Genomic DNA, 25,237 nt, shown 5'->3' with positions numbered 1-25,237 from the left:
GAACGCTCCCCGCCGGAAGGCGAGTCGAGTCTTCCGGCCGTCCCCATGCCCCTGTCAGCGGATGACGCGGAGCGGAGGCCGTTTGGAAATCCCCTGAGTGCTCATCAGAGTTTGGCCGCGAGTTAGCATCATGATTTCAAAGAGTATTTGATCGCAGAAATGCGCTGGTCATCCCGGGCGACCGAAGGGAGACCCGGGATCCATGCCTGAATCTTGGTCGGAAGCGCTCCGGAATGGATCCCGGATCTCCGCTTCGCTCCGTCCGGGATGACCCGCGCCTTTCAGGTCAAAACTCAAACGCCTGAAATGACCAGCATCATTCCCGGGCAGTCTCACGATGAGGGCTGAGTGTCCGCCGGGCTCTCAGGCCTCTCCGCTGACGGCCTGCGCCTTCACCTGCGAGGGCGGGCGGCCGAAGCGCTTGCGGAAACAGCGGTTGAAATAGGAGAGATCGCCGAAGCCGACCTCATAGGCGACGGCGCTGATGGTGAGCGTCGCGCCTTCGGCCGTGACCAGCCGGTGCCAGGCACGGTCGAGGCGGCGCTCCAGCACATAGTCGGAAAAGGTCCGGCCCTCGGCCTCGAACAGCTTCTGGACGACGCGCGCGCTGACGCCGTGCAGGGACGCGATCATCTCGACGCCGAGCTCGCGCCGCTCCAGCCGGGCCTCGATATCGGCCTTGATGGCGGCGAGGCGGCCGGCCCGCCGGTCGGCCATCGCGGCCGGCACCGCGGATCCGCGATCCGAGAGGGCCGCGCCGATGAGATCGTGGACATGGCCCTTGGCGAGGGCCTGGAGATCGGCGGAGTTCAAGGGCAGCAGGCCGCGCAACAGGAGCGCGCCGTAATGCGCCAGCGCCTGCAAGCCCGGATTGGAGCGCGGGATGACCTGCATCAGCGCGGAATCGTCCCCGAGCGAAGGCAACAAGGCCCGATCGAGTTCGATCACATCGATGCGGCCGGGCTGGGCCAGGACGAACTCGGTCGGCTGGTCGAGAGCGAGCGCCGCCGCCTCGCGAGCCCGGAGCGCGATGCGCCTGTCGCCCTGCCGGATCACGACGCGCCCCTCGGCCGGGCGGACGAGGATGTAGCGGGCTCCCTCCCCGGCTCGCTCCGGCCGCCAGACCCAGTGCGCCGCCGGGGCGAAGCAGGAGCGCAGGCCGATATCGGGGCGCGTGGTCAGGATGCAGCGGGCATCGAAAGGCAGGGGCAGATCGGGCGCCGCAGCTTCGCGAGCGACGGTGCGGCCGAGGATGCGTCGCGACAGCGTGCTCGCCTCGTCGCGGCCTACACCGGCGGAGACCAGCCAGAACGGCACGAAATTCTGCGATTCAGGCGCCGCCTCACGCCCCGGGCGTGTCGCGACAGCCACATCTCCCGTTTTCGACACCGGATTCGTCTCAGTCCTATAGCGCGTTCGCGGAAGTCCAAGCTTAGACCGCAGAAACATCATTACAGCAACAACTGAAATCGATCACGGACCTCACCCAAGACCGAATCTGCAATGAAATCAAGCTACTTTACTATAATTCTAAAGAACGAATTCTGAGACGACACAAGTAATCCGCCATCAGAACGGCTTCGCATTCCTGCCCAACACATGGGCAGGACCGCAGCCAGCGCCGCCAGGTAGAACCATGACCAGATCGATCAGCCTCGCCACCAGCCTCGTGGCCCTCCTCGCCTCCTCGGTGGCGGTCGCGCAGGTTTCGCGGGAGTCCGCAGCGCGCCCTGCCGGATCGGGCCGCGCCGCGAATGCGCCGACAACGATCGATCTCGACACGATCACGGTGACCGCCGCCCGCGCCGAACGCAGCACGGCCGAGACGCCGCAATCCGTGCAGGTCATCGACCGGACGGAGATCGAGCAGCAGATGAAGTTCAGCCCCAACGCCGCTGCCGCGCTCGGCAAGCTGGTGCCGGGCTATTCGATGTCGACGCAGACGGTCTCCAGCGCCTCGGAGAACTATCGCGGCCGCGACCTGCTGGTGATGATCGACGGCGTGCCGATGAACACGCCGCTGCGCGACGTCTCGCGCATCCTTTCGCTGATCGATCTCAACACGGTGGGGCGGATCGAGGTCGTCGCCGGCGCCTCCAGCTTGTACGGCGCGGGCGCGACCGGCGGCACGGTCAATTTCATCACGCGGAAGGCAGCCGAGGGCAAGCCGCGCGTCACGGTCAACACCGCGATCCGCGGCTTCACCCAGAATTTAGGCCGTTCGCTCGCGCCGGAAACTTCGGTCACGGTCTCCGGCAAGGTCCCGGATGGCATCGACTACCTGTTCTCGGGCCAGATCCGCGGCGCCGGCCGCACCTATGACGGCGCCGGGCGCGAATTGCCGTCGGACGGCCTGCTCGGCCAGGGTGGCGGCGATCGCTACAAGGCCGGCAACCTGCTCGCCAAGCTCGGTTATGATTTCGCGGGCGGCAAGCGCATCGAGTTCAACGCCTCCTGGATCGGCTTCGACCAGGACCCGAAATATCTGACCAACTACGCCGCCCCCTTCGCGCGGCCGGACCGGACGCAGCTCTATACCGGCCAGAGCGTGCTGGAGGACACCAAGTCGGTGTCGCTGCGCTATAGCGACGCCGATTTCGCGCTCGGCAAGCTCAGCGTGCTCGGCTACTACAACGACATCAAGAAGCGCTTCAATTACTCGACCTTCTCCTATCCCTACAATTCGCAGGTCTACTACTCGTTCAACCCGCTCTCGCCGACGAGCCGGGACAACCAGACGACGCTCTATTCGCAGCGCGGCGGTGTGAACGTCACGATCGACACCCCGCTCGATCGCATTCTGCCCGGCGCCAAGCTGACCTGGGGCGGCGACCTGATCCAGGAGAAGACCTGGCAGACCCTGACCAGCGGGCAGGACGTCTTCACGCCATTGAAGCAGACGACGGCCGCCGGCTTCGGCCAGCTCCAGATCCCGATCGGCGAGCGCATCGTGCTGCGCGGCGGCCTGCGCTACGAGCATTTCTCGCTTTCGGTGAACGACTATACCCGCCCGGCGGCTTACGCGGCTGTCGCGGCCAACAATGCGCAGGGCTACCAGGCCTTCGTGCTGCCGGCTTTGCGGGTGCTCGGCGGCGATTTCGACTATTCGGCGGTGACCGCCAATCTCGGCGCGACGATCAAGCTCTCCGAGAGCAGCGAAATCTTCGGCGGCTTCTCGCAGGGCTTCGCGCTGCCGGATGTCGGCGCCTTCACCCGCCGCGCCGGCATCTCGACGCAATATGCCTGCCCCGTGCAATTGCCGAACTGCCTGCCGGCCAACCGCCAGACGATCAGCTATTCGGCGATCGCTCCCAAGGCGCAGATCGTCAACAATTACGAGCTCGGCATCCGCGGCAGCTACGACCGCTTCAAGGGCTCGCTGACCGGTTTTGTCAGCACCTCCGATGACGGCGTCACCTTCGATTCCGTGACCAATACGATGTCGCAGCAGAAGGAGCGGATCTGGGGCGTTGAGGCGACCGGCGATGTCACCATCACCGATGCCTTCACCATGGGCACGGTCCTGTCCTATCGCGAGGGCCGCTACGACACCAATGGCGACGGCAGGCTCGACAGCAATCTGCCGAACAACCGCATCGGTTCGCCCTGGCGCGGGATGCTCTATGGCAGCTACCGCTTCGTGAACGGCATGCAGCTGCGCGTCGAGGGCGAGGCGTTCTCGGACCGCGACGTCGCGATCGACCTGCGCGGCACGCGCTACAAGCTGAAGGGCGCCGCGACGATGAACGTCGCCCTCACCGCTCCGGTCTGGGAGGGCGAGGCTTATGTCGCGGTCAACAACCTGTTCGACCGCGCCTACCAGAACCCGACGGCGACCTCCGTGCGCAACCTGCCGAACTATGGCTGGGGCCGCACCGTCACCCTCGGCTTCCGCAAGACCTTCTGACGCCATGGTCAGCCTCGAGATCGACGCGGATGCGGTGGTGACGCTGCGCTTCATGCCGCCCTATCAGCCGGAGGACGAGCGCGCCTATCTCGACGCGCTTCACGAGATCGGCCAGCGCGAGGAGCCCTATACGCTGCTGACGATCTTCGGCGGCGGGCGGGCGCTGTCGCAGGCGGGCGAGCGCGAGCAGGCGCTGTGGTTCAAGGCGACGCGGGACCGGGTCTCGCGCGCCTGCCGGGCCTGCGCGATCGTGCGCCCCGATGCCAGCGAGAAGACCGCCGAGATCTTCCGCCGGCTCTGGCCCTTTCCGATCGTCGCCGAACGCGAGGAGGCGGTTGGACGCGCCTTCCTGCTGAGCCAGTACAACGGATCGAAGCCATGAGCAGCGCGACCGAATCCGCTGTCATGCCCGCCGCGCTCGCGCCGCGCCAACGCTACCGGCTCTTCGCCGTGCTGGGCGGCTTGTATCTGGCGCAGGCGATCCCGTCCTATCTCTTCGTCGCGGCGCTGCCGCCGATCATGCGTGAGCTCGGCGTCTCGCGCACCGCCATCGGCGCGATGAGCATCCTGCTGCTGCCGCTCGTGCTGAAATTCATCTGGGCGCCCTGGGTCGACCGCATCCGCCCCTTCGCGCGGGCGCACCGGGCCGGTTGGGTCCTGATCACCCAGAGCCTGACGATCCTCGCCATCCTCGCCCTGATCATGGTCGGGCCGACCGAGGTCAACGCGATCATCGCGATCGGCTTCGTCGCCTCGCTCTTGATCTCGACGCAGGACATCGCGACAGACGGCTATGCCGCGAAATATCTGCCGGAAGCGGATCGCGCCATCGGCAACGCCATCCAGGGCGGCTCTGTGGCTTTCGGCGTGGTGATCGGCGGCACGCTCGGCCTCGTGCTCTACCATCATATCGGCTGGACCGGGATGCTGGTGACCATCGCCGCGATCTCGCTGCTGCCGCTGGTCGCAGCCGCGATGATGCGCGAGGACGATCCGGTGCCGGGGACCGCACCCGCGCCGCGCCCGTCGATCCGCGCCTTCATGAGGCGGCCGGAGGCCCGCCAGATTCTCTGGATCGCCCTGACCTACCGAGCCAGCGAAGGCCTCGTGAAGGCGATGGAGGGTTCGTATCTGGTCGATGCCGGCATCCCGCTCGACCAGATCGGCTATCTCTCCGGCCTCTCGGCGACGACTGCGGGGCTTGCGGGCTCGGCGATCGCGGCCTGGATGGTGAAGCGGCAGGGGCTGTCCTTCGTGCTCGCCCTGCTCGGGGGGATGCGGACGGTCTGCTTCGCGCTCTTCGCGGCGCATGCACTCGGCGCCGTCGTCGGCGTCTGGCCGCTGTTCGGAGCGGCCGGCTTCCAGACCCTGATCCGCTACATGGAGATCGTCGCGCTCTATTCGCTGTTCATGGCGGTGACGACCTCGGAGCAGCCGGGCACGGATTTCACCATCCTCGCCTGCGCGCAATTGCTGGTCTATCTCGCGGGCTCCATGCTGGCCGGCAAGCTCGCCGACGCGATGGGCTACGGCTTCCTGTTCGCGCTGGCGACCGCGATCTCCGCCATCGCCGTGATCGCGACGGTCAGGATGCTGTCGCAAGCGACGATCATGAACCCGGCAGGCGACGGGGCGATAAAGGCCGGCTGAGCATGGCGGATCGCCTCGCCGCAGGTTAGCCTCGGCTGCATGTGGGGGATTCTCCAAGACTACTGGCCGCATATTCTCGCTGTCATCACGATCGTGACGTCGTCCATCGCCGGCGCGCATGCGGTGATGACCAAGGACGAGGTGCGCGCGGCCATCGGCTGGGTCGGTGTCATCATCCTCTCGCCGATCGTCGGGCCGCTGCTCTACGCCATCGCCGGGGTCAATCGCATCCGGCGCGCCTCGATCCTGGCCAACCGCCCCGGCCACGGCATGGCGGCGGCCGATTTCCATGTCGAGGACGAGGCGGTCGCGACGGATTTCGGCCGGCGCTTCCTGGCGCTCAAGACGCTCGGCGACCGCGTCGCCCGCCACCCGCTGACCACCGGCAACCGCATCGAGACGCTGGAGACCGGCGACGAGGCCTATGGCGCGATGCTCGTGGCGATCGCGGCGGCGCAGCGCAGCATCATCCTGGAAAGCTATATCTTCGACCGCGACCCGATCGGCCTGCGGATCGCCGATGCGCTGATCGACGCACACAAGCGCGGCGTCGCAGTCCGCGTGCTGATCGATGCGGTCGGGGCGCGCTATTCGGTGCCGAGCATCGCCGGGCATCTGCGCGAGGGCGGGGTCGCGGTCAGCGTCTTCAACGGCAACATCATCGTGGGCCTGCGGCTGCCCTATGCCAATCTCCGGACCCACCGGAAGATCATCGTCGTCGACGGCGCCATCGGCTTCATGGGCGGCATGAATATCCGCGAGGGCTTCACCCGCGAATTCGCCGGTGACGCCTTCGCCCATGACACGCATTTCCGCGTCGAAGGCCCCGTGGTGGCCGATCTCTTCGCGGTCGCGGCCGAGGACTGGTGCTTCGCCACCGGCGAGGCGCTCACCGGCCCCGCCTGGGAGCTTCCCGCATTGGAACGCGGCGGCATGCCCGTGCTGGCGCGCGCCGTGCCATCCGGGCCGGATGCCTATCTGGAGACCAATCACAAGCTGTTGATCGGCGCCCTGTCGGTGGCGCGCCATTCGGTCAGGATCATGTCGCCCTATTTCCTGCCGGACCAGGAACTGATCAGCGCGCTCGTCACCGCGGCGCGACGCGGCGTCGACATCGATATCGTCGTGCCCTCGGTGAACAATCTCGTGCTGGTCGACCGCGCGATGACCGCGCAATTCGACCAGATTCTCAAGAATTACTGCCGGATATGGCGCTCGACCGGCGCCTTCGACCATTCCAAGATCCTCGCCATCGACGGGAGCTGGGCCTATATCGGCTCCTCCAATCTCGACCCGCGTTCGCTGCGCCTGAACTTCGAGATCGACCTCGAGGTTCTCGACCATGGTTTCGCCCGCGCGATCGAGCGCCGGATCGAGATGGTGATGGCGAGCGCGACACCGGTCACGCTTGCCGGCCTGCGCGCCCGGCCCTATGTCATGCGTCTGATCGACAGGTTGATCTGGCTCGGCTCGCCCTATCTGTGAGCCGGCCCGGCCATCCCCCTGACGCCAGAGGCGCCTAAGCCGTCGATCCGTTCGACCAGAGCGGGTCCGGAGCACGAGCCGGCGGAGCGATGCAGAAGAAGAACCAGAGCCTGCCCGCCACCATCATCGCCTCGCTGCGCCAGCGCAAGAACCGCCCCGGCCCCGTGCCGGCGAGCGAGGCCGGCCGCCCCGGCGGCACGCTGGTCGCGTCCTACAACGTCCATAAATGCGTCGGCATCGACGGCCGCTTCGATCCCGGCCGGATCGCGCAGGTCATCCGCGAGATCGCGCCCGACGTGATCGCTCTCCAGGAGGCCGACAAGCGCTTCGGCGCCCGCCACGGCCTGCTCGACCTCGCACGATTGAAGGAGGAGACCGGGCTCGTCCCGGTTCCCGTGGAGAGCGCCAATGCCGCGGCCCATGGCTGGCACGGCAATGTCGTGCTGTTCCGGCAGGGGCTGGTGCGCGACGTCAATCAGGTCTCATTGCCGGGACTGGAGCCGCGCGGCGCGCTGGTCGTCGATATCGACATGGAGAGCGGCGCGGCGCTGCGCATCGTCGCGGCGCATCTCGGCCTGCTCAGGCGCTCGCGCTCGCAGCAGGCCCGCATGATCATCGAGTTGATGCGCAGCCACGACGAGCGCCCCACCCTGCTGCTCGGCGACCTCAACGAATGGCGCCTCGGCGGCCGCTCGGCGCTGAGCGCGCTCGATGCCGCCTTCGGCGCCATGCCGGTGCCCGTGCCGAGCTTCCCGGCCGGGCTGCCGCTGCTGGCGCTCGACCGGATCATCGCCAATCGCCCGGAAATCCTGTCGGAGGTCGCGGTCCACGATACGCCACTGGCGCGTGTCGCGTCCGACCATCTGCCGATCAAGGCCTTCGTCGATCCGGCCATGGTGGCGCTGCCGGTCAGCGCGCCCGAGCTCACGCTCGTGCCGGCTGAAGCGGCGATCTCCAGAAAGCCGGCTGCGCGAGACAAGGAAGCGCCCTTGCCGCTGCCGTCCTTGTCATCGGGCAAGGGTTATCGCGGCAGCAATCGCGAACTCGTGCGCAAGGCCGGCGACCAGCTGAAACGTGCGGTGAAACGCACCTTGCGGCGGCCGGATGCTCCGTCGCGGTAGGCCGCGCGTGGATTTTCACCTCGACCCAGCCGTCATTCCGGGGCTTCGCGCAGCGAAGAGCCCGGAATCCAGAACCAATGCGGCTCCTTCGAAAGGCGCTACTGGGTCACCGCTCCGATCAATAGCGGGCTCGGCTCTGGATTCCGGGCTCAGGCCTCCGGCCTGCCCCGGAATGACGACGAGGGTTTCTGCAGCTTCATGCCGGCAATGCGCTTCAGCGCTGGCCAATCCCGGCGAAGCCTGCTTTCTGGATTCGTCAGCCGTCTCAGGACGCAGAATCAGATGCCGGATGCCTTGGCCGAGCGCCCGAGCGCGCTGCAGCTCTTCCTGATCTTCACGCGGATCGGGCTGACCAGCTTCGGCGGCGGCCTGAGCGGTTGGATGCTCCGGGAATTCGTGCAGCGGCGGCGCCTGATGAGCGAGGAGGATTTCCTCAACGGGCTCTCGGTCGCGCAGGCCCTGCCCGGCGTCAATGTCACCAACATGGCGATCTGGATCGGCTACAGGCTCGGCGGCCGCAACGGCGCCATCGCCTCCTGGCTCGGCATCGTCGTTCCGGCCGCCTTCGTCATCGTGCTGATCGGCAGCGTCTTCGCCTCGCTCAGCGGTTACGCGCTCAGCCATGTCGCGCTCAGCGGCGCGGCTTCGGCCGCGATCGGCCTGTCGTTGGCGATGGGGCTCACCGCCGCGCGCCGGGTGCCGCGCCGGGTGTTCCCGCTCGCGATCATGGCCGCGACCTTCGTCGCGGTCGCGATCCTGAAATGGCCGCTGCTTTGGACGGTGCTTGGCTTCGGCTCGCTCAGCGTCGCCGTGACCTACCGGGACGGCTGAGCGACCGGATGCAATCCCTGCCCTTCAGCATCCTGCTGGTCTTCCTGCCGCTCTCGCTGGTGACGATCGGCGGCGGCCAGAGCGCCATTGCCGACATGCACCGCCAGATCGTCGATGTGCATCAGTGGATGAGCGCCGCGCAGTTCGTCGACGCCTTCGCGATCGCGCGGCTGGCGCCGGGGCCAGGCTCGCTGCTGGCGACGCTGATCGGCTGGCAGATCGCCGGGTTCTGGGGGGCCATCGCGGCCACCGCCGGCATCTTCGGGCCGACCGCCTTCCTGATCTACGGGGTTGCCCATATCTGGTCGCGCTACGAGGGCGCCCGCCTGCTGCGCGCCCTCGAGAAGGGCCTGCGACCGGTCGCTGCGGGCATGATCCTCGCGGCAAGCTATGTGCTGATCCAGTCGCTCGACAGCGGCTGGCTCGGGCGGGGCATCGCGCTGATCTCGACCGCCTTGCTGATGCTGACGCCGGTCAATCCGCTGCTGCTGATCGCCGGCGGCGCCGGCTGTTTCGTTGGACTGCATCTGCTGGCGCTGATCTGAGCGCGGCTCACGACGCCCAGGCCAAGGCTGCGAAGCCACCGACCGCAGTCATATCGAACAAATCTTGCTCCAATATCTCCGCAAGGGCTTTACACGGCAATTTATTGTAATAATTATATTATAGAAACCACCTTCTTTTGAATTATATCAATTATTATATTATCGATTCCTAAAGAATCAACTTGCGAATCCTTTCGCAAGACTATTACACGCCCCAGACATGGGACTGGGGTTACGTAATGAATAATAATTCCAAGCTGGCTTTCCTGGCGGCGCTGCTGTCGACGACCGCTCTTTCGGTGGCTCAGGCGCAGACTTAGGCGCCGCAATCCAATCAAAACACCGGCGAGCAGATGATCTCGCTCGACCAGATCACGGTCACCGCGACGCGTGGCGAGAAGCAGGTTCTCGACGTTCCCGGCACCGTCAGCGTGATCACGCGGCAGGATCTGGAGCAGCGGATCACCCGCGACACGCAGGACCTCGTGCGCTACGAGCCCGGCGTCATCGTCAACCGTCAAACGACGGGCACCGACCCCTTCGGCAATTATGGCGGCTTCACCATCCGCGGCGTCGGCGGGAACCGCGTGCAGATGCAGGTCGATGGTTCGCGCGTGATCGAGCGCATCACCGACGGCAACCGCGACTTCGTCGACCTGCCCTTCCTCAAGAATGTCGAGATCGTGCGCGGCCCGGGCTCGGTGCTGTGGGGCGCCGATGCGCTCGGCGGCATCGTCGCCTATCGCACGCTCGACCCGCAGGACCTGCTCAAGGGCCGCAAGGACAAGCCCTGGGCCGTCAAGCTCGATACGAGCTATGACAGCTTCGGCCGCTCTCTCGTGAAGACGGGGATCGCCGCCTACAGCTTCTCCCCGGCCTTGGAGGCGATCGTCGGCGTGAGCCACCGCACCGCGCAGGAAGGCAAGCTCAGCAAGGCCCGTGCCGATGGCGGGCGCTGGGGCTGCCCGGTGCCGACCCTGCGCTTCCTGGGCTGCAACCAGCTCAACCCGATCGATACCGAGGTCTGGAACGCCTTCGGCAAGCTCGTGTTCAAGCCGACCGTCGATCATACGATCAAGCTGACCGGCGAGTATTTCGACAACGACACGCGGGCGAACCAGCTCTGGGACTACAATGTCGTCAGCCTCGGCACCCGCAACGGCGCCTATATCCGCGACCAGGCCAAGAGCCGCCAGCGCATCGCGATCGAGCATGAATGGCAGGCGGGACTGAGCTTCCTCGACTCCGTGCGCTGGCAGGCCTCGTTCTCGCCGCAGGAGCGCGAGGTCATCAATAACCGCCTGCAGACGCTCTCGAACGGCCAGCAGCGCTTCACGCGCGGCCTGCTCGACTACAAGGAGCGGTTCTCGCAGCTCGACATCCAGGCGAAGTCGAGCTTCGCGCTGGGGCCGACCTTCCACCGGCTCACCTATGGCTTCCAAGGCGACGTCACGCGCACCGACTACAAGCGCCGCGACGACGTCCGCAACCTGACGACGGGCGTGACCACCACGACGATCGCGGGCGGCTTCAACTTCGCCAATGCCACGACGACGCGCTACGACTTCTACCTGCAGGACGAGATCGAACTCCTGAGCGGCCGCTGGACGATCACGCCCGGCCTTCGCTACGCGAACTACAACATCGATCCGCGCCTCGGCCAGAACTACGTCATCGTGCCCGGCAAGGAGCCGCGCGAGCTCGATTCGCACCGGGTGATCCCGCAGGTCGGCACGCTCTTCAAGCTCGACGAGACCTATTCGCTCTATGCCCGCTATGCCGAGGGCTTCAAGATGCCGACGGCGCAGCAGCTCTACACCTCGCTGCCGTTCGGCACCCAGAACCTAATTCCGAACCCGGACCTGCGTCCTGAGAAGGTGAAATCCTACGAGGCCGGCGTGCGCGGCCGCTTCGCAGATGGCTGGTTCTCGCTCGGCGCCTTCCACGCCGACTACAAGGACTTCATCCAGGAGCTCTACGAGGTGCCCGGCACGACCGACATCACCTCGCGCAACCTGTCGCGGGTGAAGATCTCCGGCATCGAGGCCTCGGCCGAATGGCGCTTCCAGGAGCGCTGGGTCGGCCATCTCGCCGTCAGCTACCAGTACGGCAAGCAGCGCAAGGAACAGGGCTCGCCCATCGTTCCCTACAATATCAGCCCGCTGAAGGCCGTCGCCGGCCTGAAGTACCTGATGCCGGAATATGGGCTGGAGGCCGAGGTGATCGGCACCTTCGCGGCCGGCGCGACGCGCGCGGACGCTCCGACCACGTTCAAGCCCGGCGGCTATTCGGTGTTCGACGCCTATCTGAACTGGAAGCCGACCAGTTCCATCACCGTGCGCGGCGGCGTGCAGAACATCTTCGACCGGCGCTATTTCGCGGATGTCCTGAACTACGCCAAGACGGCGACCGCCGCGACCGCTGCCACAAACCCGCTGGAACTGCAGACGGCACCGGGGCGCACCTTCAAGCTCGCCGCTTCCGTCGAGTTCTGAGCCTGTTCGAGACGCCGGAGCTGAAAAGCCCGGCGGATCAGCGGCGCCCCGGTCGAGACCCCGGGGCGTCGCACCCCTTTTTCGGAGACCATCATGAGCAACGAGACGAACCCGCGCGAAAAGCTCGCGCAAGCGCCGGCCGACATCCTGCGGAACCTGCCTGCCATGGGCCGCGTCATGCTGAGCACCCGTTCCGGCGGGGCCACCCATGAGCGGATGGGCGCGGTCGAGACGGTGACCATCACCGGCAACGAGGCCCGCCTCTCCGGCGCCTTCCACGACAGTCGCATCGACCTTGCCACGGTCGTCAGCATCGTCGCCGACAGGACCAGCAAGATGCGCGAGCGCGTGCTGCCGCGGCTCGAATGCCAGGACGCCGCCGGCGAGACCCTGTTCAGCCTGATCGGGCTCGACGGGCTGGAGCCCTTCGACAAGGCGCTTGAGCCCTTCGGCGCCGGCGAGACGCTGGAGCCGATCCAGCGCGAAGCACCGGGTAGCGGCGGGCCGGCCGAGGTGCCAGAGGACGATCTCGGCGCCCGCAGCTTCGCGGCGATCCTGGCCAGCGGCGAGGCGATCGCGATCGATGTCGAGCGCGCCGGCTTGTTCCAGCATTGGCAGGGCGACCTGCCCGAGCCGAAGCCGGCCATGGGCTTCGTCAACATCATGCGGGGCGATTTCCACCTGCATCTGAAGGCCGGTGCGGTCTCAGGCTGGACCCGGACGGACAACGCGGGGACCGTGACGCTCGAAGCCCGCGACAGCGACGGCAAGGGCTTCGGCCTGGTCTTGCGTGGTCCGGTGGCAGCCTTCGCAGAGGTTCCGGATGTCGATGTCGTCGGCGGCTGAACCTGTACCGGCGGGCGTGACCTTCGCCCATCCGCGCGCGACATGGCTCTGCCCGGATACGGGGCGGCAGCTTGCGCAAGGCGAGCTGATGCGGGCGATGGCGCGCAAGCGCGTCGTCCTGCTGGGCGAGACGCATGACGTCGCCGAGATTCATCGCTGGCAGCTGCATGTCACGACCTGTCTGCATTTGCTGCGGCCGGCGATGGCGGTGGGCTTCGAGATGTTTCCGCTGCGCATCCAGCCGGTGCTCGATGCCTGGGTCGCGGGCGAGATGGACACCGCGAGCTTCCTTGAGCGCAGCGAATGGGTGCAGGTCTGGGGCTTCGATCCCGAGCTCTACCTGCCGCTGTTCCATTTCTGCCGGCAGCAAAGGGTGAAGATGCTGGCGCTGAACTGCCATCGCCCGCTGGTCACGCGGGTCGGACAGGTCGGCTGGGAGGCGATCCCGGTCCCCGAGCGTGACGGCGTCACGCCGTCTGCGCCAGCGACCGATGGCTACCGCGACTATCTCGCGGCGATCACCGGCCGGTTCAGCGGATCGGCCAAGCCGGAGGCGATGGCGCCGGAGCGTTTCGATCGCTTCATACGGGCGCAGCAATGCTGGGACCGCTCCTTCGCCTGCCGCATCGCGGATCATCTCGCTGAGACCAAGGATGACCCGCTGGTCGTCGGCATCATCGGGCGCGGTCATCTCGAGTATGGTCACGGCACGCCGTTCCAGCTCCGCGATCTCGGCATCGAGGATGTCGCGGTGCTGCTGTCGGCGACGGAGGCAGCGCCTGAAGCCGGGCCACTCACCGGCATCGCCGACGCGCTGTTCCGGCTCGACGCGCCCGAGCCGCCGCAATCGCGACGGACGCCAAGAGCGGCGTCATGAGGGCCGTGCTCTCCCAGGTCATCGGGCTGACCCGGCTCTGCATCTCCGGGCCGGGCGGCAAGGTCGGCGCGCTCTATTTCCTGATGATCTTCGGGCTTGGCCTCGCCGGGGTGCAGGTCGGCGTGCGCCTGATCGCCTGGACGGCGGATTTCTACAACGCGCTGCAGAAGCTCGATGTCGATGGCGCGCTCAGGCAGATCGCGGTCTTCTTCGGGCTGATCGCGATCAGCGTTTGCATCCACCTCGGCAGTGCCTATCTGCGCAAGATGCTGCAGATTCGCTGGCGGCGCGCGCTGACCGAGGCCGCGCTCGACCGCTGGCTCGCCGGCAAGGCCTATTGGCACATGCGCGAGCGCACCGATCACGGGCTCGACAACCCCGACCAGCGCATCGCCGAGGATTGCCGCATCTTCGTCGAGAAGCTCACGATCGAGGGGCTGGAGCTCGCCACGAACATCGTCGCGCTGGTGACCTATGTCGCGATCCTGTGGTCGCTCTCGACCTTCGCGCTGTCGTTCAGCCTGTTCGGCTACGCGATCGAAATCCCGCGCTACATGGTCTGGGCCGCGCCGCTCTATGTCGCCATCGCCACCTTCATCACGCATGGGCTGGGCCGCCCGCTCAAGGCGCTGACGGTCGAGCAACAGCGGCGCGAGGCCGATTTCCGCTTCGCGCTGGTCAGGCTGCGCGAGCATGTCGAAGCCGTGGCGCTGGCCGATGGCGAGCCCGCCGAGCGCCGCCTGTTCCGCGAGCGCTTCGGCGCGATCGCCGGGAATTGGCAGAAGCTCGCCAACCGCGAATTGATCCTCGGCTTCTTCACCCGGCCCTATTTCCAGACCGTGCTGCGCATCCCGCTCTTCCTGGCACTGCCGGCCTATCTCGCCGGCCGCGTCACCTTCGGCGGGCTGATGCAGATCGGCTCGGCCTTCCAGAATGTCGTGACGACGCTGTCCTGGTTCGTGTTCTCCTATCGCGATCTCACCGAACTCGCCGCGGCCGCCAGCCGCCTCTCGCACTTCATGAGGGCCGCCGAAGGCGCGACCGCGCCGATGGCGGGCCCTGCCCTGCACAGAACCAGCAATGCGGAGATGCGGCTGCGCGACCTCGTCCTGAAAACGCCTGCGGGGCGCCGCCTCCCACCCGTCCCGGACCTGAAGCTGGAGGCCGGCGGCAGCTATTGGCTCGCGGCACCGTCCGGCCACGGCAAGAGCACGCTGGCCAAGGCGATCGCCGGGCTCTGGACACATGGCGAAGGCTGGATCGAGCGGCCGGATGGGCGCATCCTTGTCTTGCCGCAGCAGCCCTATCTGCCGCTCGGGGATCTCCGTGCCACGCTCGCCTATCCGCAAGCGCCGGAAGCCCTCGACGACGAGCGGCTGCGCGCGGCGCTGGCCACTGTCGGGTTGGAGGAACTCTGGTCGCTCGACGCGGAAGCCTGGACCGACATGCGGCGCGGGCTTTCCGGCGGCGAGCGGCAGCGCTTCGCCCTGGCGCGCGCGCTGCTCCAGGCGCCCGACTGGCTCGTGCTCGACGAAGCGACGAGCGCGCTGGATGCGCAGTCCGAGGGGCAGGTGCTCGCCGCGCTACGCCATGCCCTGCCCGCGAGCGCCCTGATCCTGATCGCGCATCGCGCGCCGCAAGGCCTCGGCTCGCTCCGGATGATCGAACTGGCGCAACCTCCGTCACGACCGGACGCCGTCCATGCCACTGCCGTTGCGCAGGCCGAGCCGATAGTCTGAACGGAGATGAATCGCCGCTCCTCTCAACGCTCGCTCTGCTGATGGCCGTGCCCTCGCTCACTGACATCCGCGCTGCCCTGCGCCGCCGCCTGGCACGCTGGCAGGGCGTGCCGCGCCTGCTGTGCGCGCTGTGGCAGACCAGCCCGCGGCTCTTCGCGACGATCGCGGCCTTGCGCCTGCTGCGTGCGTTCCAGCCGCCGGCAATGCTGTTCGTCGGCAAGCTGATCATCGACGAGATCGTGCTGCAGACCCGGACACCGGCGCCCGGCCCGGCCCTGTCGGACTGGCTGGAGAGCGGCCGGGCCTCGGCATTGGCCGGCTGGATCTTGCTGGAATTCCTGCTGGTCGCCGGCGGCAACGCGCTCAACCGGCTGGGAACGCTGGTCGAAGGCTTGCTATCAGAGCGGCACGGCTTCGCGATGGGCGCGCTGCTCGTCGAGCGCGCGGCCGAGCTCGACCTCCGGGACATCGAGGGCAACGCCGCTCAGGACAAGCTGCAACGCGCCAATGCTGCGACGATGCTCGGCTACCAGCTCGTGACCAATCTCCTCACGCAACTCCAGAACGGGGTGACGCTGCTTGCTCTGCTGGCCGGCCTCGTGTTCTTCGTGCCTTGGCTGATCGTGCTGTTGCTCGCGGCCCTGCTACCGACCTTGCTCGTCGAAGCTCATTTCAATGCCCGGCAATATGAGGCTGCGACGGCGCTGGTGCCGGAACGGCGGCGCCTCAACTACCTCCAGCATGTCGGCTCCTCAACGCATGCAGCGAAGGAGGTGAAGCTGTTCGGCCTCGGCAGCTACATTGCCGGCCTGCTGCGGGAGGTCGCGGAGCGCATCATCGCGACCAACCGCCGGCTGGCGGTGCGGCGTGCCGCCTGGAGCAGCCTGTCCGGCGCGATCGGCTCGCTCGCCTATTACGCTGCCTATGCCGTCGTCGCCTGGCGCGCGCTGACGGGTGGGCTCAGCATCGGCGACATGACCTTTCTGGCGGGCTCGCTCATGCGGCTCAACGGGCTGTTCGAAGGATTGATCGTCGGCCTGTCGCAAATCACGTCGCAGGCCCAGTATCTCGGCGATCTCTATGCCTTCCTCGACATGCGTTCGACCGTGGCGCCTCCGGCGCGTCCCCGCGCCTTTCCCGCACCTCTCCGACAGGGCGTGACGTTCGAGGATGTCGGCTTCCAGTATCCCGGCAAGCCGGATTGGGCGCTGCGCCATCTCAGCTTCAGCCTGCCGGCCGGCGAGGCGCTGGCGCTGGTCGGCGAGAACGGCGCCGGCAAGACCACGATCGTCAAGCTGCTGACGCGGCTCTACGAGCCCGACGAAGGCCGCATCCTGATCGACGGTGTCGATCTCCGCAACATCCCGCTGCCGGACCTGCGCGAACATGTCGGTGCGATCTTCCAGGATTTCATGCGCTACAACCTGACGGCTTCCGAGAATGTCGGGGTCGGCCGGGTGGCGCGCATCACCGAGCGGCCGGCGATCGTCGAAGCTGCCCGCAAGAGTTTGGCCGATCCCGTTATCGCTGCCCTGCCAGAGTCTTATGACCAAATGCTCGGACTTGGATTCCAGAGCGGGCTCGACCTCTCGGGCGGACAATGGCAGAAGATCGCCATCGCGCGGGCCTATTTCCGCGACGCCGCGATCCTGATCCTCGACGAGCCAACCGCCGCGCTCGACGCCCGCGCCGAGGCCGAAATCTTCGAACGCTTCCGCCATCTCACCACCGGCAAGACGGCGCTGCTGATCTCGCACCGCTTCTCGACGGTGCGCATGGCCGACCGCATCCTCGTTCTGGAGAACGGCGCGATCCTCGAACAAGGAGGCCATGCCGAGCTGATGGCGCAGGACGGCCGCTATGCCGAGCTGTTCAAGCTGCAGGCTGCCGGGTTCCAGTAGGCTCGGCAGCCGCTTTCGAGACGCCTACCGCCCCCGGATCAAATCGGCCGCCTGATAGCTCCAGTAGGTCAGCTGGACCGCGGCCGTGCCAAACGGGCCACCGTTCCAGACCAGGCCGAACGGTGCGAACAGCTTGTAGCGGTCGCTCGCGCCGCGGATCGCCTCGGCGATGACCGTGCCGCCGATCGCGGTCGTGTTCATGCCATGACCGCCGAAGGCGGTGCAGTACCAGACGCCCGGCCGGTACTGTCCGATCTGCGGCATGAGGTGGCGCGCATAGGACATCAGGCCCGACCAGGCGGCCTCGACCTTCAGCTCGGCGAGCTGCGGATAGGTCGTGACCATCTCATGGCGGAGGATCGCGGCGACGTCGCCGGGCTCGGTCGTGCGCGTGGTGATACGCCCGCCCCAGAGGATGCGCGAGCCGCCCTCGACCGTGCGGTAATAGTCGCCCGCGCGCCGGTCGTCGCCGACGCCGGTGCCGATGCGGATCGCCTGGCGGATCAGGTCGGGCGCGGCCTCGGTCAGCAGGACATAGGTCGCGATCGGGATATAGGCGCGGCGCAAGGCCGGCAGCACGTCGCCGGTATAGCCGCCGGTCGTGAACAGCACCTGATCGGCCTCGATCGTCGCCTTGGCCGTCTTCAGCTGCTTCACCGCGCCGTCGAGTTCGCAGGAGATGACCGGCGAGCCCTCGTGGATCTTGCCGCCGAGCCGGACGATCTCGCGGGCGAGTGCGCGAGCATAGTTCAGCGGGTGGAAATGGAAGGAATCGTCGGCCGTCAGCGAGGCGTGATACTTTGGCGAATTGAGCAGCGCGCGGGTCTCATCGCGGCCGAGATAGCGGAGCTTGCGCCCGAAGCGCTTTTCCTGCGTGTCGCGTACCGCCTGGAGCCCAACGCCGCCGTCATAGCGCACAACCTTCATGATACCCGGTGACGGCGCGGCCTCGGTGATCCCTAAGCTATCGATGTTGCCGCGGACGATCTCGACGCCTTCCATCGTCATCCGATAGAGCTCGTCGGCCTGCTCGCGCCCGGTCTGGCGCTCGATCGCGGCCAGCGAGGTCGCATAGCCCGGGCTGACGAAGCCGCCATTGCGGCCGGACGCGCCCCAGGCGACGCGTTGCGCCTCCAGCAACAGGACGGAGCGCCCGGCGCGGGCGAGTTCGAGCCCAGCGGTCAGGCCGGCGAGGCCGCCGCCGACGATGCAGATATCCGTCTTCAGCGTGCCTTCGGCCGGTGGGTAGCTCTCCTGCGTGGCGAGCGTCCGGCGATAATAGGTATCGATATAGGAGGAGGACATGCGGTCTCGCGGAAGGCAGGCAGCGGGCTGTATTCGGTGTCGGCTCGCGCGATCCGCAACCGGTTTTCCCGGCAGCGGACCGCGTGCTTGAAGGCTTATTCGGCGGCTTGCGCCGTGCGTGAACCCGGCGGATCGAAGGCCTGGATCGGCGGCAGGTTGCCGTCGAAGCGCGCGACCTGCACCGTCGTGAGCTGGCCGGTGCAGCCCTGCGCCAAGGCCGAGGTGCCGATATCGCGGGTCAGCACGTTGGGATTACCGTGGACGCAGAGCGGCTTGTCCTCGTTCGGATCGACGGGGTCGTACCAGGCGCCGGTGGGGAGCTGGATCACGCCCTTGCGGATGCCGTCGGTGACATGCACGGCCGCGAGGCAGGCGCCGCGCTCGTTCGAAAGCCGGATGATGTCACCATCGGCGATGCCGCGCAGGGCCGCATCGTCCGGGTGCATATGCGCGACCTCGCGGCCACGATGCTTGGCGTCGCTGCTATGGCCGCCGAAATCGAACTGGCTGTGCAGCCGGGTCCGGGGCTGGTTGGCGACGAGCACGTAGGGGTTCGTCTCGTCGGGGACGTTGGTGGCGCCGAGCCAGGTCGGATGTCCGGGGCAATCCGCCTCGCCGAAGCCGGCGATGGTCTCCGAGAAGATCTCGAGCTTGCCTGATGGCGTCGGCAGCGGCGATGCGTCCGGGTTGGTGCGGAAGGCACGCAGCTTGCCGCCATCGTCCGGCTGCTGAGGCAGGTCGAAGCCCTCGCCCGCCCAGAATTCTGCGAAGCTTGGCGCCGGCAGGCCCTTCGCGGCAAGAGCCGCGCGCGTCGGCTCGTAGAGATGCTCCAGCCATTGCCGGGCGGTGCGGCCCTCGGTGAAGGCCTCGCCCGTGCCGAGGCGCTCGGCGAGATCGGCGAAGATCGCGTAGTCGTCGCGCGCCTCGCCATAGGGCGCGACGACCGGATGCATCGGCACCAGCAGCGGATCGTTGGGGTTGCCGCCGATATCTTCGCGCTCCAGCGTCATCGTGCAGGGCAGCACGATATCGGCATGGCGCGCCGTCGCGGTCCAGGCGAGCTCGTGCACGACCAGCGTGTCGATGCGGGCGAAGGCCTGACGCAGGCGGTTGAGGTCCTGGTGGTGGTGGAACGGATTGCCGCCGGCCCAGTAGACCAGCTTGATCTCGGGATAGGTTCGGGTCTGGCCGTTATAGCGATAGGTCGCGCCCGGGTTGAGCAGCATGTCGGCGATGCGCGCGACCGGGATATAGTCGCTGATCGGGTTCCTGCCCTGCGAAAAGGTCGGCATCGGCACGGCGTTGTAGCGCCGGCCGTAATAGGCGATGGCGCCGAGGCCGTAGCCATAGCCGCCGCCGGGCAGGCCGATCTGGCCGAGCGCGGCTGCGAGCACCATGCCCATCCAGACCGGCTGCTCGCCATGGGCGGCTCGCTGCAGGGCATGGGCCACGACGATGAGCGCGCGCTTGCCGTGCAGGCGCTTCGCCAGGGCGACGATCTCCTCAGCCGGCAGGCCGGCGATCGGGGCCGCCCAGGCCGCATCCTTCGGCTGCCCGTCGGTCTCGCCCAGCAGGTAGCGTTCGAAGACCGGCCAGCCGGCCGTGTAGCGCTCAAGGAAGGCGCGGTCGTGCAGGCCCTCGACGACGAGCGTGTGGACCAGCGCCATCATCAACGCGGTGTCGCTGCCCGGCTTGTTCGCAACCCAGTCGGCGCGGGCCCCAGTCGGCAGGTCGCCGCGCAGCGGGCTCACCAGCACGAATTCGCAGCCGCGCTCCTGCGCCCGCTCCATCGCACCACGCTCGACATGGCGGCTGGTGCCACCGCCGGCGACCATGCTGTTCTTCAGGGCCATGCCGCCGAAGGCGAGCACGATCTCGCTGTGATCGGCGATCTGCTCCCAGGAGACGTTGCGCTTCACCAGGTCCTCGTAGTCGCCGATGATATGCGGCACGAGGACGGAGGACGCGCCCGAGGAATAGCTGTTGACCGACTTCACATAGCCGCCGGTCGAGGTGTTCAGGAAGCGATGGATCTGGCTCTGGGCGTGGTGGAAGCGCCCTGCGCTGGCCCAGCCATAGGAACCGCCGAAGATCGCGCCGGGGCCGTGGTCGTCGCGCACGCGGCGCAGCTCGGCTGCAAGCTTGTCGAGTACGGCAGACCAGGACATCGGCACATATTCGTCGCGGCCGCGACGGTCATCCGGGCCGGGGCCGTTTTCCAGCCAACCGCGCCGGACCATGGGCTGGGCGATGCGGGCGCGATGGCGCAGGGCGGCCGGGAAATTCTGGATGATCTCGTTCGGGTCGGGATCGACGGGATGTGGCCGGACTTCGAGCTCCCCGTCCTTCATGCGCGCCGAGAACACGCCCCAATGCGATGTGTGCGGGCGGAACGCCTCGCTTTCGGCCGCAGCTTCACCTGCAGGAACGATCGGAGCCGTCATCGCCTTAACCCTCGCCTTTCGGACTGAAACAGCCCTTCCCTCATGCCGCCTGTCGGCAGCGGATCGCAAGGGGTTTTCGCGGATTGCGGACAAGCGCCATACGCTTGGCCAGAATGCGGAAGGGCCCGGCTGCTCGTCGCAGCCGGGCCCTTCCCTATTGCGTCAATCGGAGCGCGCCGCGATCAGCGGATCGGCGCCGCATATTGCAGGCCGCCATTGGTCCAGAGCGCATTCTGGCCGCGCGCGATCTTGAGGAGCGAGCCCTGGCCGAGATTGCGCTCGAACATCTCGCCGTAATTGCCGACGGCCTTGATGGCGTTATAGGCCCAGTCGTTCTTGAGGCCGAGCGCCTCGCCGAAGGTGCCTTCCTTGCCGAGCAGGCGCTTGATCTCGGGATTATCCGACTTCGCGCGCATCTCGTCGACATTCGCCTGGGTCACGCCGAGCTCCTCGGCCGTGATCTGAGCGAAATGGACCCAGGTGACGATGTCGAACCACTGGTCGTCGCCGTGGCGGGTGACGTAGCCGAGCGGCTCCTTCGAGATCGTCTCCGGCAGGACGATGTGATCGGCCGGGGCCTTGAAGCGCATGCGCTCGGAATAGAGACCGGAGGCGTCCGTGGTGAAGGCGTCGCAGCGGCCGCTCTCATAGGCCTCGGTCGCCTCGTTGTTGGTGGCGAAGGTCACCGGCTCGAACTTCATGTTGTTCTTGCGGAAATAGTCCGCCGTGTTGAGCTCGGTCGTGGTGCCCTGCTGGATGCAGATCGAGGCGCCGCTGAGCTCCTTCGCCGATTTGATGTTGAGCGACTTCTTCACCATGAAGCCCTGGCCGTCATAGTAATAGGTCGCGCGGAAATTCTGGCCGAGCGTCGTGTCGCGGCTCATGGTCCAGGTCGTGGTGGCGGCGATGAGATCGGTCTCGCCCGACTGGAGCGCCGTGATCCGGTCCTTCGAGGGAAGCTGGATGAATTTCACCTTGGTCTGGTCGCCGAAGACGGCCGCGGCCAGGGCCCGGCAATAATCGGCGTTGATGCCGGTCAGGACGCCGTTCGCGTCCGGAACGGCGAAGCCGGCGAGATTTGCACCAGTGCCGCAATTCAGGACGCCGCGCGACTGAATGGTCTTCAGGGTCTGCGCTTCCGCCGACACCGAAACGGTGCAGGCGACAGCAGCGGCAAGCGCCAGGGTAAGCTTCATCATTCCATCCCCATATTACGATAGTACCGACGATGTTCCACGCGGCCCGGCTCCCGTCAATCGGCAGCAAGGGCCTGGCGTCTCGGGAACCTGACCGTTCGCGCTTATTGCAGATCGGCGAAGGCGAGCTTCAGGCGCTCCACCGCTTCCGTGACGACATCGCGCGGCGTCGCCAGATTGAAGCGCAGGCAGCTCTCGCCGCCCTTGCCGAAGGTCGGGCCGTGATTGACAGCGATCCTGGCCTGCTTCTCGACCCGCGCCGTGAACTCCGCCGGGTCCATGCCCGTGCCCGAGAAATCCGCCCAGGCGAGATAGGTCGATTCGAGCGGCATCGAGCGCACGCCCGGAATCGCGTTGATCCCGGTATCGAAGATACGGCGATTGCCGTCGAGATAGAGATTGAGCGCGTCGACCCAGGCCGCGCCCTCGGGGCTGTAGGCGGCGGTGGCCATCGCCATGCCGAAGGAATTCGGGGAGATGCCGAGCGCGTCCATGCGCCCGCGGAACAGCTCGCGCAGCCGCTCGTCCGGGATGATGACGTTGCCGATATGGGCACCGGCGATGTTGAAGGTCTTGGTCGTCGCCGTCATCATGACCAGGCGGTCCATGATCTCGGGCGCCGCGAGCGGCATCACCGTATGCTTCTGGCCGGGCATGACGAGGTCATGGTGGATCTCGTCCGAGACCAGGATGAGGTCGTGGCGCTTGCAGAAGTCGGCGATCGCGCGCAATTCGTCGCGCGTCCAGACGCGCCCGCCGGGATTATGCGGCGAGCAGAGAATCAGCATGCGCTCGTTGCCGGTCATCGCAGCATCCCAGGCGGGGATGTCGAGGACGTAACGCCCCTCTTCCTGCGCCAGCTGGCATTCGACGACGCGCCGGCCAGACGAGGTCACGATGCGCGCGAAGGCGTGGTAGACCGGGGTCATCAGCACGACGCCGTCGCCGGGCTTGGTATAGGCCTCGACGCAGAGCGCGGTGCCGTTGACGAGGCCATGCGTGGTGAAGACCGATGCCGGGTCGACCTCCCAGCCGTGACGGTTCGACATCCACCAGCGGATCGCCGCGAGGTAGGCCCGGTCATCGCCGAAATAGCCGTAGACGCCATGGGCGTTCATGCCGTCGAGGGCGTGCTGCACGCAGGCCGGCGGGCGGAAATCCATGTCCGCGACCCACATCGCGATGCCGCCATCGGCCGGCACGCCGTAGACGGTTTCCATCTTGTCCCACTTGGCCGAATGGGTGCCGCGGCGATCGATCCGCTCGTCGAAATTGGGAGAAGGCTGCATGAGACCCTGCCGGCTAACACGGAGAATATCCTTCCCCTAGCAGGTCTCTCGGGAGAACACAGCCGCTGCCGGGCGCAATGCTGGCGCACGAAGAGCGCATCCGTCGCCGGGCCGGCAGGCGCAAACGACACAGCTCGGCGGGCACAGAGGATGCCTGGGCGGCATGCCAAGGAATCTCACGCAGAGCCTTGCCGCTCTGCATCCGTGGCACAGACCCGGCTTGGCGATGTCGTCGAGATGTCGGCCCATTCCGCTTCAAGCCTGGCGAACTGGCCATGCGACCCGGGCATCAGAAGCTTCGTTCCATGAAGATCTGCGCCGAGCTTTGTCGGCCGCTGAGGCTCGCCGCGCGTGCGTTTCCGGCGATGTCGAGCACTTGCCAGGCGACCGAGCCTTCGAGGCCGAGGCGCAATCCAACGATCGGTGCCCAGATCAGATTGGCCGCCACGCGGTCGATCTGGATCCGGCCCGCCAACCCGGAGGGGTTCGGAACGGAGAGCCGGTAGCGGCTGACATAGGCGTTGGTCGACCATTCATCCGTCCATTCCCGCCCCAGCGCAACGACGCCGGACCAGCCGCGCGTCGTCGGGTCACCGGCCAGGACCGAGAGAGCCGTGCGCCGGTCGAGCTGCGAGCCGATATAGGGAGCTGCGTTCACCGCGCCGGCGATCTGGGCGGTCAGTGTCAACGGCCGGCCGAGGAGCTTCCGTTCCCAGGTCGCGCCAAGGAGAGCAGCCCGGCCGAGGCGGTATGAACCACCGGCACCCGGCACATCGCGCGCGGCGACCGCCCCGTGCAGCGTCAGCCCATCCTGTTCGTAGAGAAGGCGCGCGACGCCGTCGGGGAAGCGATTTCCCGTCGTCGGCAACACCGCGCTGCGATCGGTGACGGCATCTTCGACGGAGAGCGACAGGCTGAGCCCATCGGTCAACTGACGCTCATAGCCGATCAGCGCGACGGTGCGGCTCGGAATCCGCCCGATGAAGGCGAAGTCGTCGCCGGTCCAGAAATCGAAGCGTGAGCCTGCCAGCCCAAAGGCGAAGGCCCCGAAGGTGACGCTTGCCTCGCTCATCGTGAGCGCGCTGTCGCCTTCGCTGGTCGTGTCCACCGAGACCTCGAAAGCGCTCGCCAGATAGCGGCCGTCGGCGAGCGTCTGGCCGGTTTCGATCCGGAAGCTGCTGCTCAGGGGAAAGCTGGAGGCGTTCTGCGGCACCTGCCCTGTCGCCCGCGCCAGCGCATTCGCCTTGTAGTCGTCGCGCTGGACCCCGGCATTGACCGTGCCTGATATCGCGATGCAGGCACCGGAGAGAGGGGCAACGAAGCCGCGGGGGCTTTCATCGGCTTCCTCCTCCTCATCATCATCATCGCCAGCGCTTGCGGCGGCGGGTTTCGATGGGGCAGGAAACGCAAAGGCCGGCGCCGGGTCGGGCGGGGTGATCGTGCAGCTGCGCAGGAACAGCGGCGGCTTGCTCGCGGCCTGTGCCGGGCTGCCGGCGAGGAGAGCGACGCAGAGGGCCGCGAGCGCCGGGGTGGCAAGCCGGGCCGGCGGCAAGGGCTGCCCCATGCCATGGCCGCCGAGCCCGATGCCTTTCCCGATGGCCATGGC

17 protein-coding genes and 1 pseudogene are annotated in these 25,237 nt (G+C 67.0%); 12 read left to right on the top strand and 6 right to left on the bottom strand.

Annotated elements, in window-relative coordinates; translation table 11 throughout:
* Positions 1-363 precede the first annotated feature (363 nt).
* Entirely contained in the window at positions 364-1,389 is a 1,026-nt protein-coding gene (locus ACFJGT_RS08140) for a helix-turn-helix domain-containing protein (protein WP_377847694.1), read from the bottom strand.
* A gap of 247 nt (positions 1,390-1,636) precedes the next feature.
* Between ACFJGT_RS08140 and ACFJGT_RS08135 the strand changes: the two genes are divergently transcribed.
* The 12 genes and pseudogenes from ACFJGT_RS08135 (at position 1,637) to ACFJGT_RS08080 (ending at position 17,397) form a co-directional block, all read left to right on the top strand.
* The gene (locus ACFJGT_RS08135) at positions 1,637-3,907 is read left to right on the top strand and encodes a TonB-dependent receptor (RefSeq protein WP_377847692.1); all 2,271 of its coding nucleotides are present in this window, start codon (positions 1,637-1,639) and stop codon (positions 3,905-3,907) included.
* Between the two features lie 4 nt (positions 3,908-3,911).
* Entirely contained in the window at positions 3,912-4,289 is a 378-nt protein-coding gene (locus ACFJGT_RS08130) for a hypothetical protein (protein WP_377847690.1), read from the top strand.
* Complete coding sequence (locus ACFJGT_RS08125) at positions 4,286-5,557, top strand: MFS transporter (protein ID WP_377847688.1); 1,272 nt, start codon at positions 4,286-4,288, stop codon at positions 5,555-5,557. Before ACFJGT_RS08130 ends, ACFJGT_RS08125 begins: the two co-directional genes overlap by 4 nt.
* Before the next feature lie 39 nt (positions 5,558-5,596).
* Positions 5,597-7,042: a phospholipase D-like domain-containing protein gene (locus ACFJGT_RS08120; RefSeq protein ID WP_377847686.1), complete on the top strand. Its 1,446-nt coding sequence runs from the start codon at positions 5,597-5,599 to the stop codon at positions 7,040-7,042.
* 89 nt (positions 7,043-7,131) lie between these two features.
* Positions 7,132-7,929, top strand: a pseudogene (locus ACFJGT_RS08115) (endonuclease/exonuclease/phosphatase family protein); the annotation flags it as partial.
* Positions 7,930-8,445: 516 nt separating this feature from the next.
* On the top strand, positions 8,446-8,994 hold the full coding sequence (locus ACFJGT_RS08110; protein WP_377847684.1) for a chromate transporter: 549 nt from the start codon (positions 8,446-8,448) through the stop codon (positions 8,992-8,994).
* Positions 8,995-9,002: 8 nt separating this feature from the next.
* Complete coding sequence (locus ACFJGT_RS08105) at positions 9,003-9,539, top strand: chromate transporter (RefSeq protein WP_377847682.1); 537 nt, start codon at positions 9,003-9,005, stop codon at positions 9,537-9,539.
* 353 nt (positions 9,540-9,892) lie between these two features.
* The gene (locus ACFJGT_RS08100; RefSeq protein WP_377847680.1) at positions 9,893-12,034 is read left to right on the top strand and encodes a TonB-dependent hemoglobin/transferrin/lactoferrin family receptor; all 2,142 of its coding nucleotides are present in this window, start codon (positions 9,893-9,895) and stop codon (positions 12,032-12,034) included.
* A gap of 93 nt (positions 12,035-12,127) precedes the next feature.
* Positions 12,128-12,880, top strand: a complete 753-nt coding sequence (locus tag ACFJGT_RS08095; RefSeq protein ID WP_377847678.1) for a hypothetical protein — start codon at positions 12,128-12,130, stop codon at positions 12,878-12,880.
* Entirely contained in the window at positions 12,858-13,757 is a 900-nt protein-coding gene (locus ACFJGT_RS08090) for a ChaN family lipoprotein (RefSeq protein ID WP_377847675.1), read from the top strand. Before ACFJGT_RS08095 ends, ACFJGT_RS08090 begins: the two co-directional genes overlap by 23 nt.
* The gene (locus ACFJGT_RS08085) at positions 13,754-15,496 is read left to right on the top strand and encodes an ABC transporter ATP-binding protein/permease (RefSeq protein ID WP_377847673.1); all 1,743 of its coding nucleotides are present in this window, start codon (positions 13,754-13,756) and stop codon (positions 15,494-15,496) included. Before ACFJGT_RS08090 ends, ACFJGT_RS08085 begins: the two co-directional genes overlap by 4 nt.
* A gap of 41 nt (positions 15,497-15,537) precedes the next feature.
* Positions 15,538-17,397, top strand: coding sequence for an ABC transporter ATP-binding protein (locus tag ACFJGT_RS08080; protein WP_377847671.1), 1,860 nt, complete (start codon positions 15,538-15,540; stop codon positions 17,395-17,397).
* Between the two features lie 24 nt (positions 17,398-17,421).
* On the opposite strand, the gene ACFJGT_RS08075 is transcribed toward ACFJGT_RS08080, so the two are convergent.
* The 5 genes from ACFJGT_RS08075 to ACFJGT_RS08055 all read right to left on the bottom strand — a co-directional run bounded on the left by ACFJGT_RS08075 (position 17,422) and on the right by ACFJGT_RS08055 (position 25,234).
* Complete coding sequence (locus tag ACFJGT_RS08075; RefSeq protein WP_377847669.1) at positions 17,422-18,702, bottom strand: NAD(P)/FAD-dependent oxidoreductase; 1,281 nt, start codon at positions 18,700-18,702, stop codon at positions 17,422-17,424.
* A 95-nt stretch (positions 18,703-18,797) separates the two neighbouring features.
* The gene (locus tag ACFJGT_RS08070; RefSeq protein ID WP_377847667.1) at positions 18,798-21,146 is read right to left on the bottom strand and encodes a molybdopterin guanine dinucleotide-containing S/N-oxide reductase; all 2,349 of its coding nucleotides are present in this window, start codon (positions 21,144-21,146) and stop codon (positions 18,798-18,800) included.
* A gap of 182 nt (positions 21,147-21,328) precedes the next feature.
* Positions 21,329-22,345 carry an amino acid ABC transporter substrate-binding protein gene (locus ACFJGT_RS08065; protein ID WP_377847664.1) on the bottom strand — a complete coding sequence of 339 codons (1,017 nt, stop codon included), beginning with the start codon at positions 22,343-22,345 and terminating at the stop codon, positions 21,329-21,331.
* 101 nt (positions 22,346-22,446) lie between these two features.
* On the bottom strand, positions 22,447-23,631 hold the full coding sequence (locus tag ACFJGT_RS08060) for a MalY/PatB family protein (protein ID WP_377847662.1): 1,185 nt from the start codon (positions 23,629-23,631) through the stop codon (positions 22,447-22,449).
* Positions 23,632-23,920: 289 nt separating this feature from the next.
* The gene (locus ACFJGT_RS08055; protein ID WP_377847659.1) at positions 23,921-25,234 is read right to left on the bottom strand and encodes a porin; all 1,314 of its coding nucleotides are present in this window, start codon (positions 25,232-25,234) and stop codon (positions 23,921-23,923) included.
* Between the last annotated feature and the right edge of the window lie 3 nt (positions 25,235-25,237).

Source organism: Allobosea sp. UC22_33 (genome assembly GCF_042700715.1).
GTDB lineage: Bacteria > Pseudomonadota > Alphaproteobacteria > Rhizobiales > Beijerinckiaceae > Allobosea.
The sequence above is the reverse complement of the archived record's forward strand: the minus strand, read 5'-3'. Positions and strand labels throughout refer to the sequence as shown.

Bases quoted from the DNA above. Each gene is read 5' to 3' on its own strand.
- ACFJGT_RS08135 (WP_377847692.1), top strand. From the start codon at position 1,637: ATGACCAGATCGATCAGCCTCGCCACCAGCCTCGTGGCCCTCCTCGCC.
- ACFJGT_RS08130 (WP_377847690.1), top strand. From the start codon at position 3,912: ATGGTCAGCCTCGAGATCGACGCGGATGCGGTGGTGACGCTGCGCTTC.
- ACFJGT_RS08125 (WP_377847688.1), top strand. From the start codon at position 4,286: ATGAGCAGCGCGACCGAATCCGCTGTCATGCCCGCCGCGCTCGCGCCG.
- ACFJGT_RS08120 (WP_377847686.1), top strand. From the start codon at position 5,597: ATGTGGGGGATTCTCCAAGACTACTGGCCGCATATTCTCGCTGTCATC.
- ACFJGT_RS08110 (WP_377847684.1), top strand. From the start codon at position 8,446: ATGCCGGATGCCTTGGCCGAGCGCCCGAGCGCGCTGCAGCTCTTCCTG.
- ACFJGT_RS08105 (WP_377847682.1), top strand. From the start codon at position 9,003: ATGCAATCCCTGCCCTTCAGCATCCTGCTGGTCTTCCTGCCGCTCTCG.
- ACFJGT_RS08100 (WP_377847680.1), top strand. From the start codon at position 9,893: ATGATCTCGCTCGACCAGATCACGGTCACCGCGACGCGTGGCGAGAAG.
- ACFJGT_RS08095 (WP_377847678.1), top strand. From the start codon at position 12,128: ATGAGCAACGAGACGAACCCGCGCGAAAAGCTCGCGCAAGCGCCGGCC.
- ACFJGT_RS08090 (WP_377847675.1), top strand. From the start codon at position 12,858: ATGTCGATGTCGTCGGCGGCTGAACCTGTACCGGCGGGCGTGACCTTC.
- ACFJGT_RS08085 (WP_377847673.1), top strand. From the start codon at position 13,754: ATGAGGGCCGTGCTCTCCCAGGTCATCGGGCTGACCCGGCTCTGCATC.
- ACFJGT_RS08080 (WP_377847671.1), top strand. From the start codon at position 15,538: ATGGCCGTGCCCTCGCTCACTGACATCCGCGCTGCCCTGCGCCGCCGC.
- ACFJGT_RS08075 (WP_377847669.1), bottom strand. From the start codon at position 18,702: ATGTCCTCCTCCTATATCGATACCTATTATCGCCGGACGCTCGCCACG.
- ACFJGT_RS08070 (WP_377847667.1), bottom strand. From the start codon at position 21,146: ATGACGGCTCCGATCGTTCCTGCAGGTGAAGCTGCGGCCGAAAGCGAG.
- ACFJGT_RS08065 (WP_377847664.1), bottom strand. From the start codon at position 22,345: ATGATGAAGCTTACCCTGGCGCTTGCCGCTGCTGTCGCCTGCACCGTT.
- ACFJGT_RS08060 (WP_377847662.1), bottom strand. From the start codon at position 23,631: ATGCAGCCTTCTCCCAATTTCGACGAGCGGATCGATCGCCGCGGCACC.
- ACFJGT_RS08055 (WP_377847659.1), bottom strand. From the start codon at position 25,234: ATGGCCATCGGGAAAGGCATCGGGCTCGGCGGCCATGGCATGGGGCAG.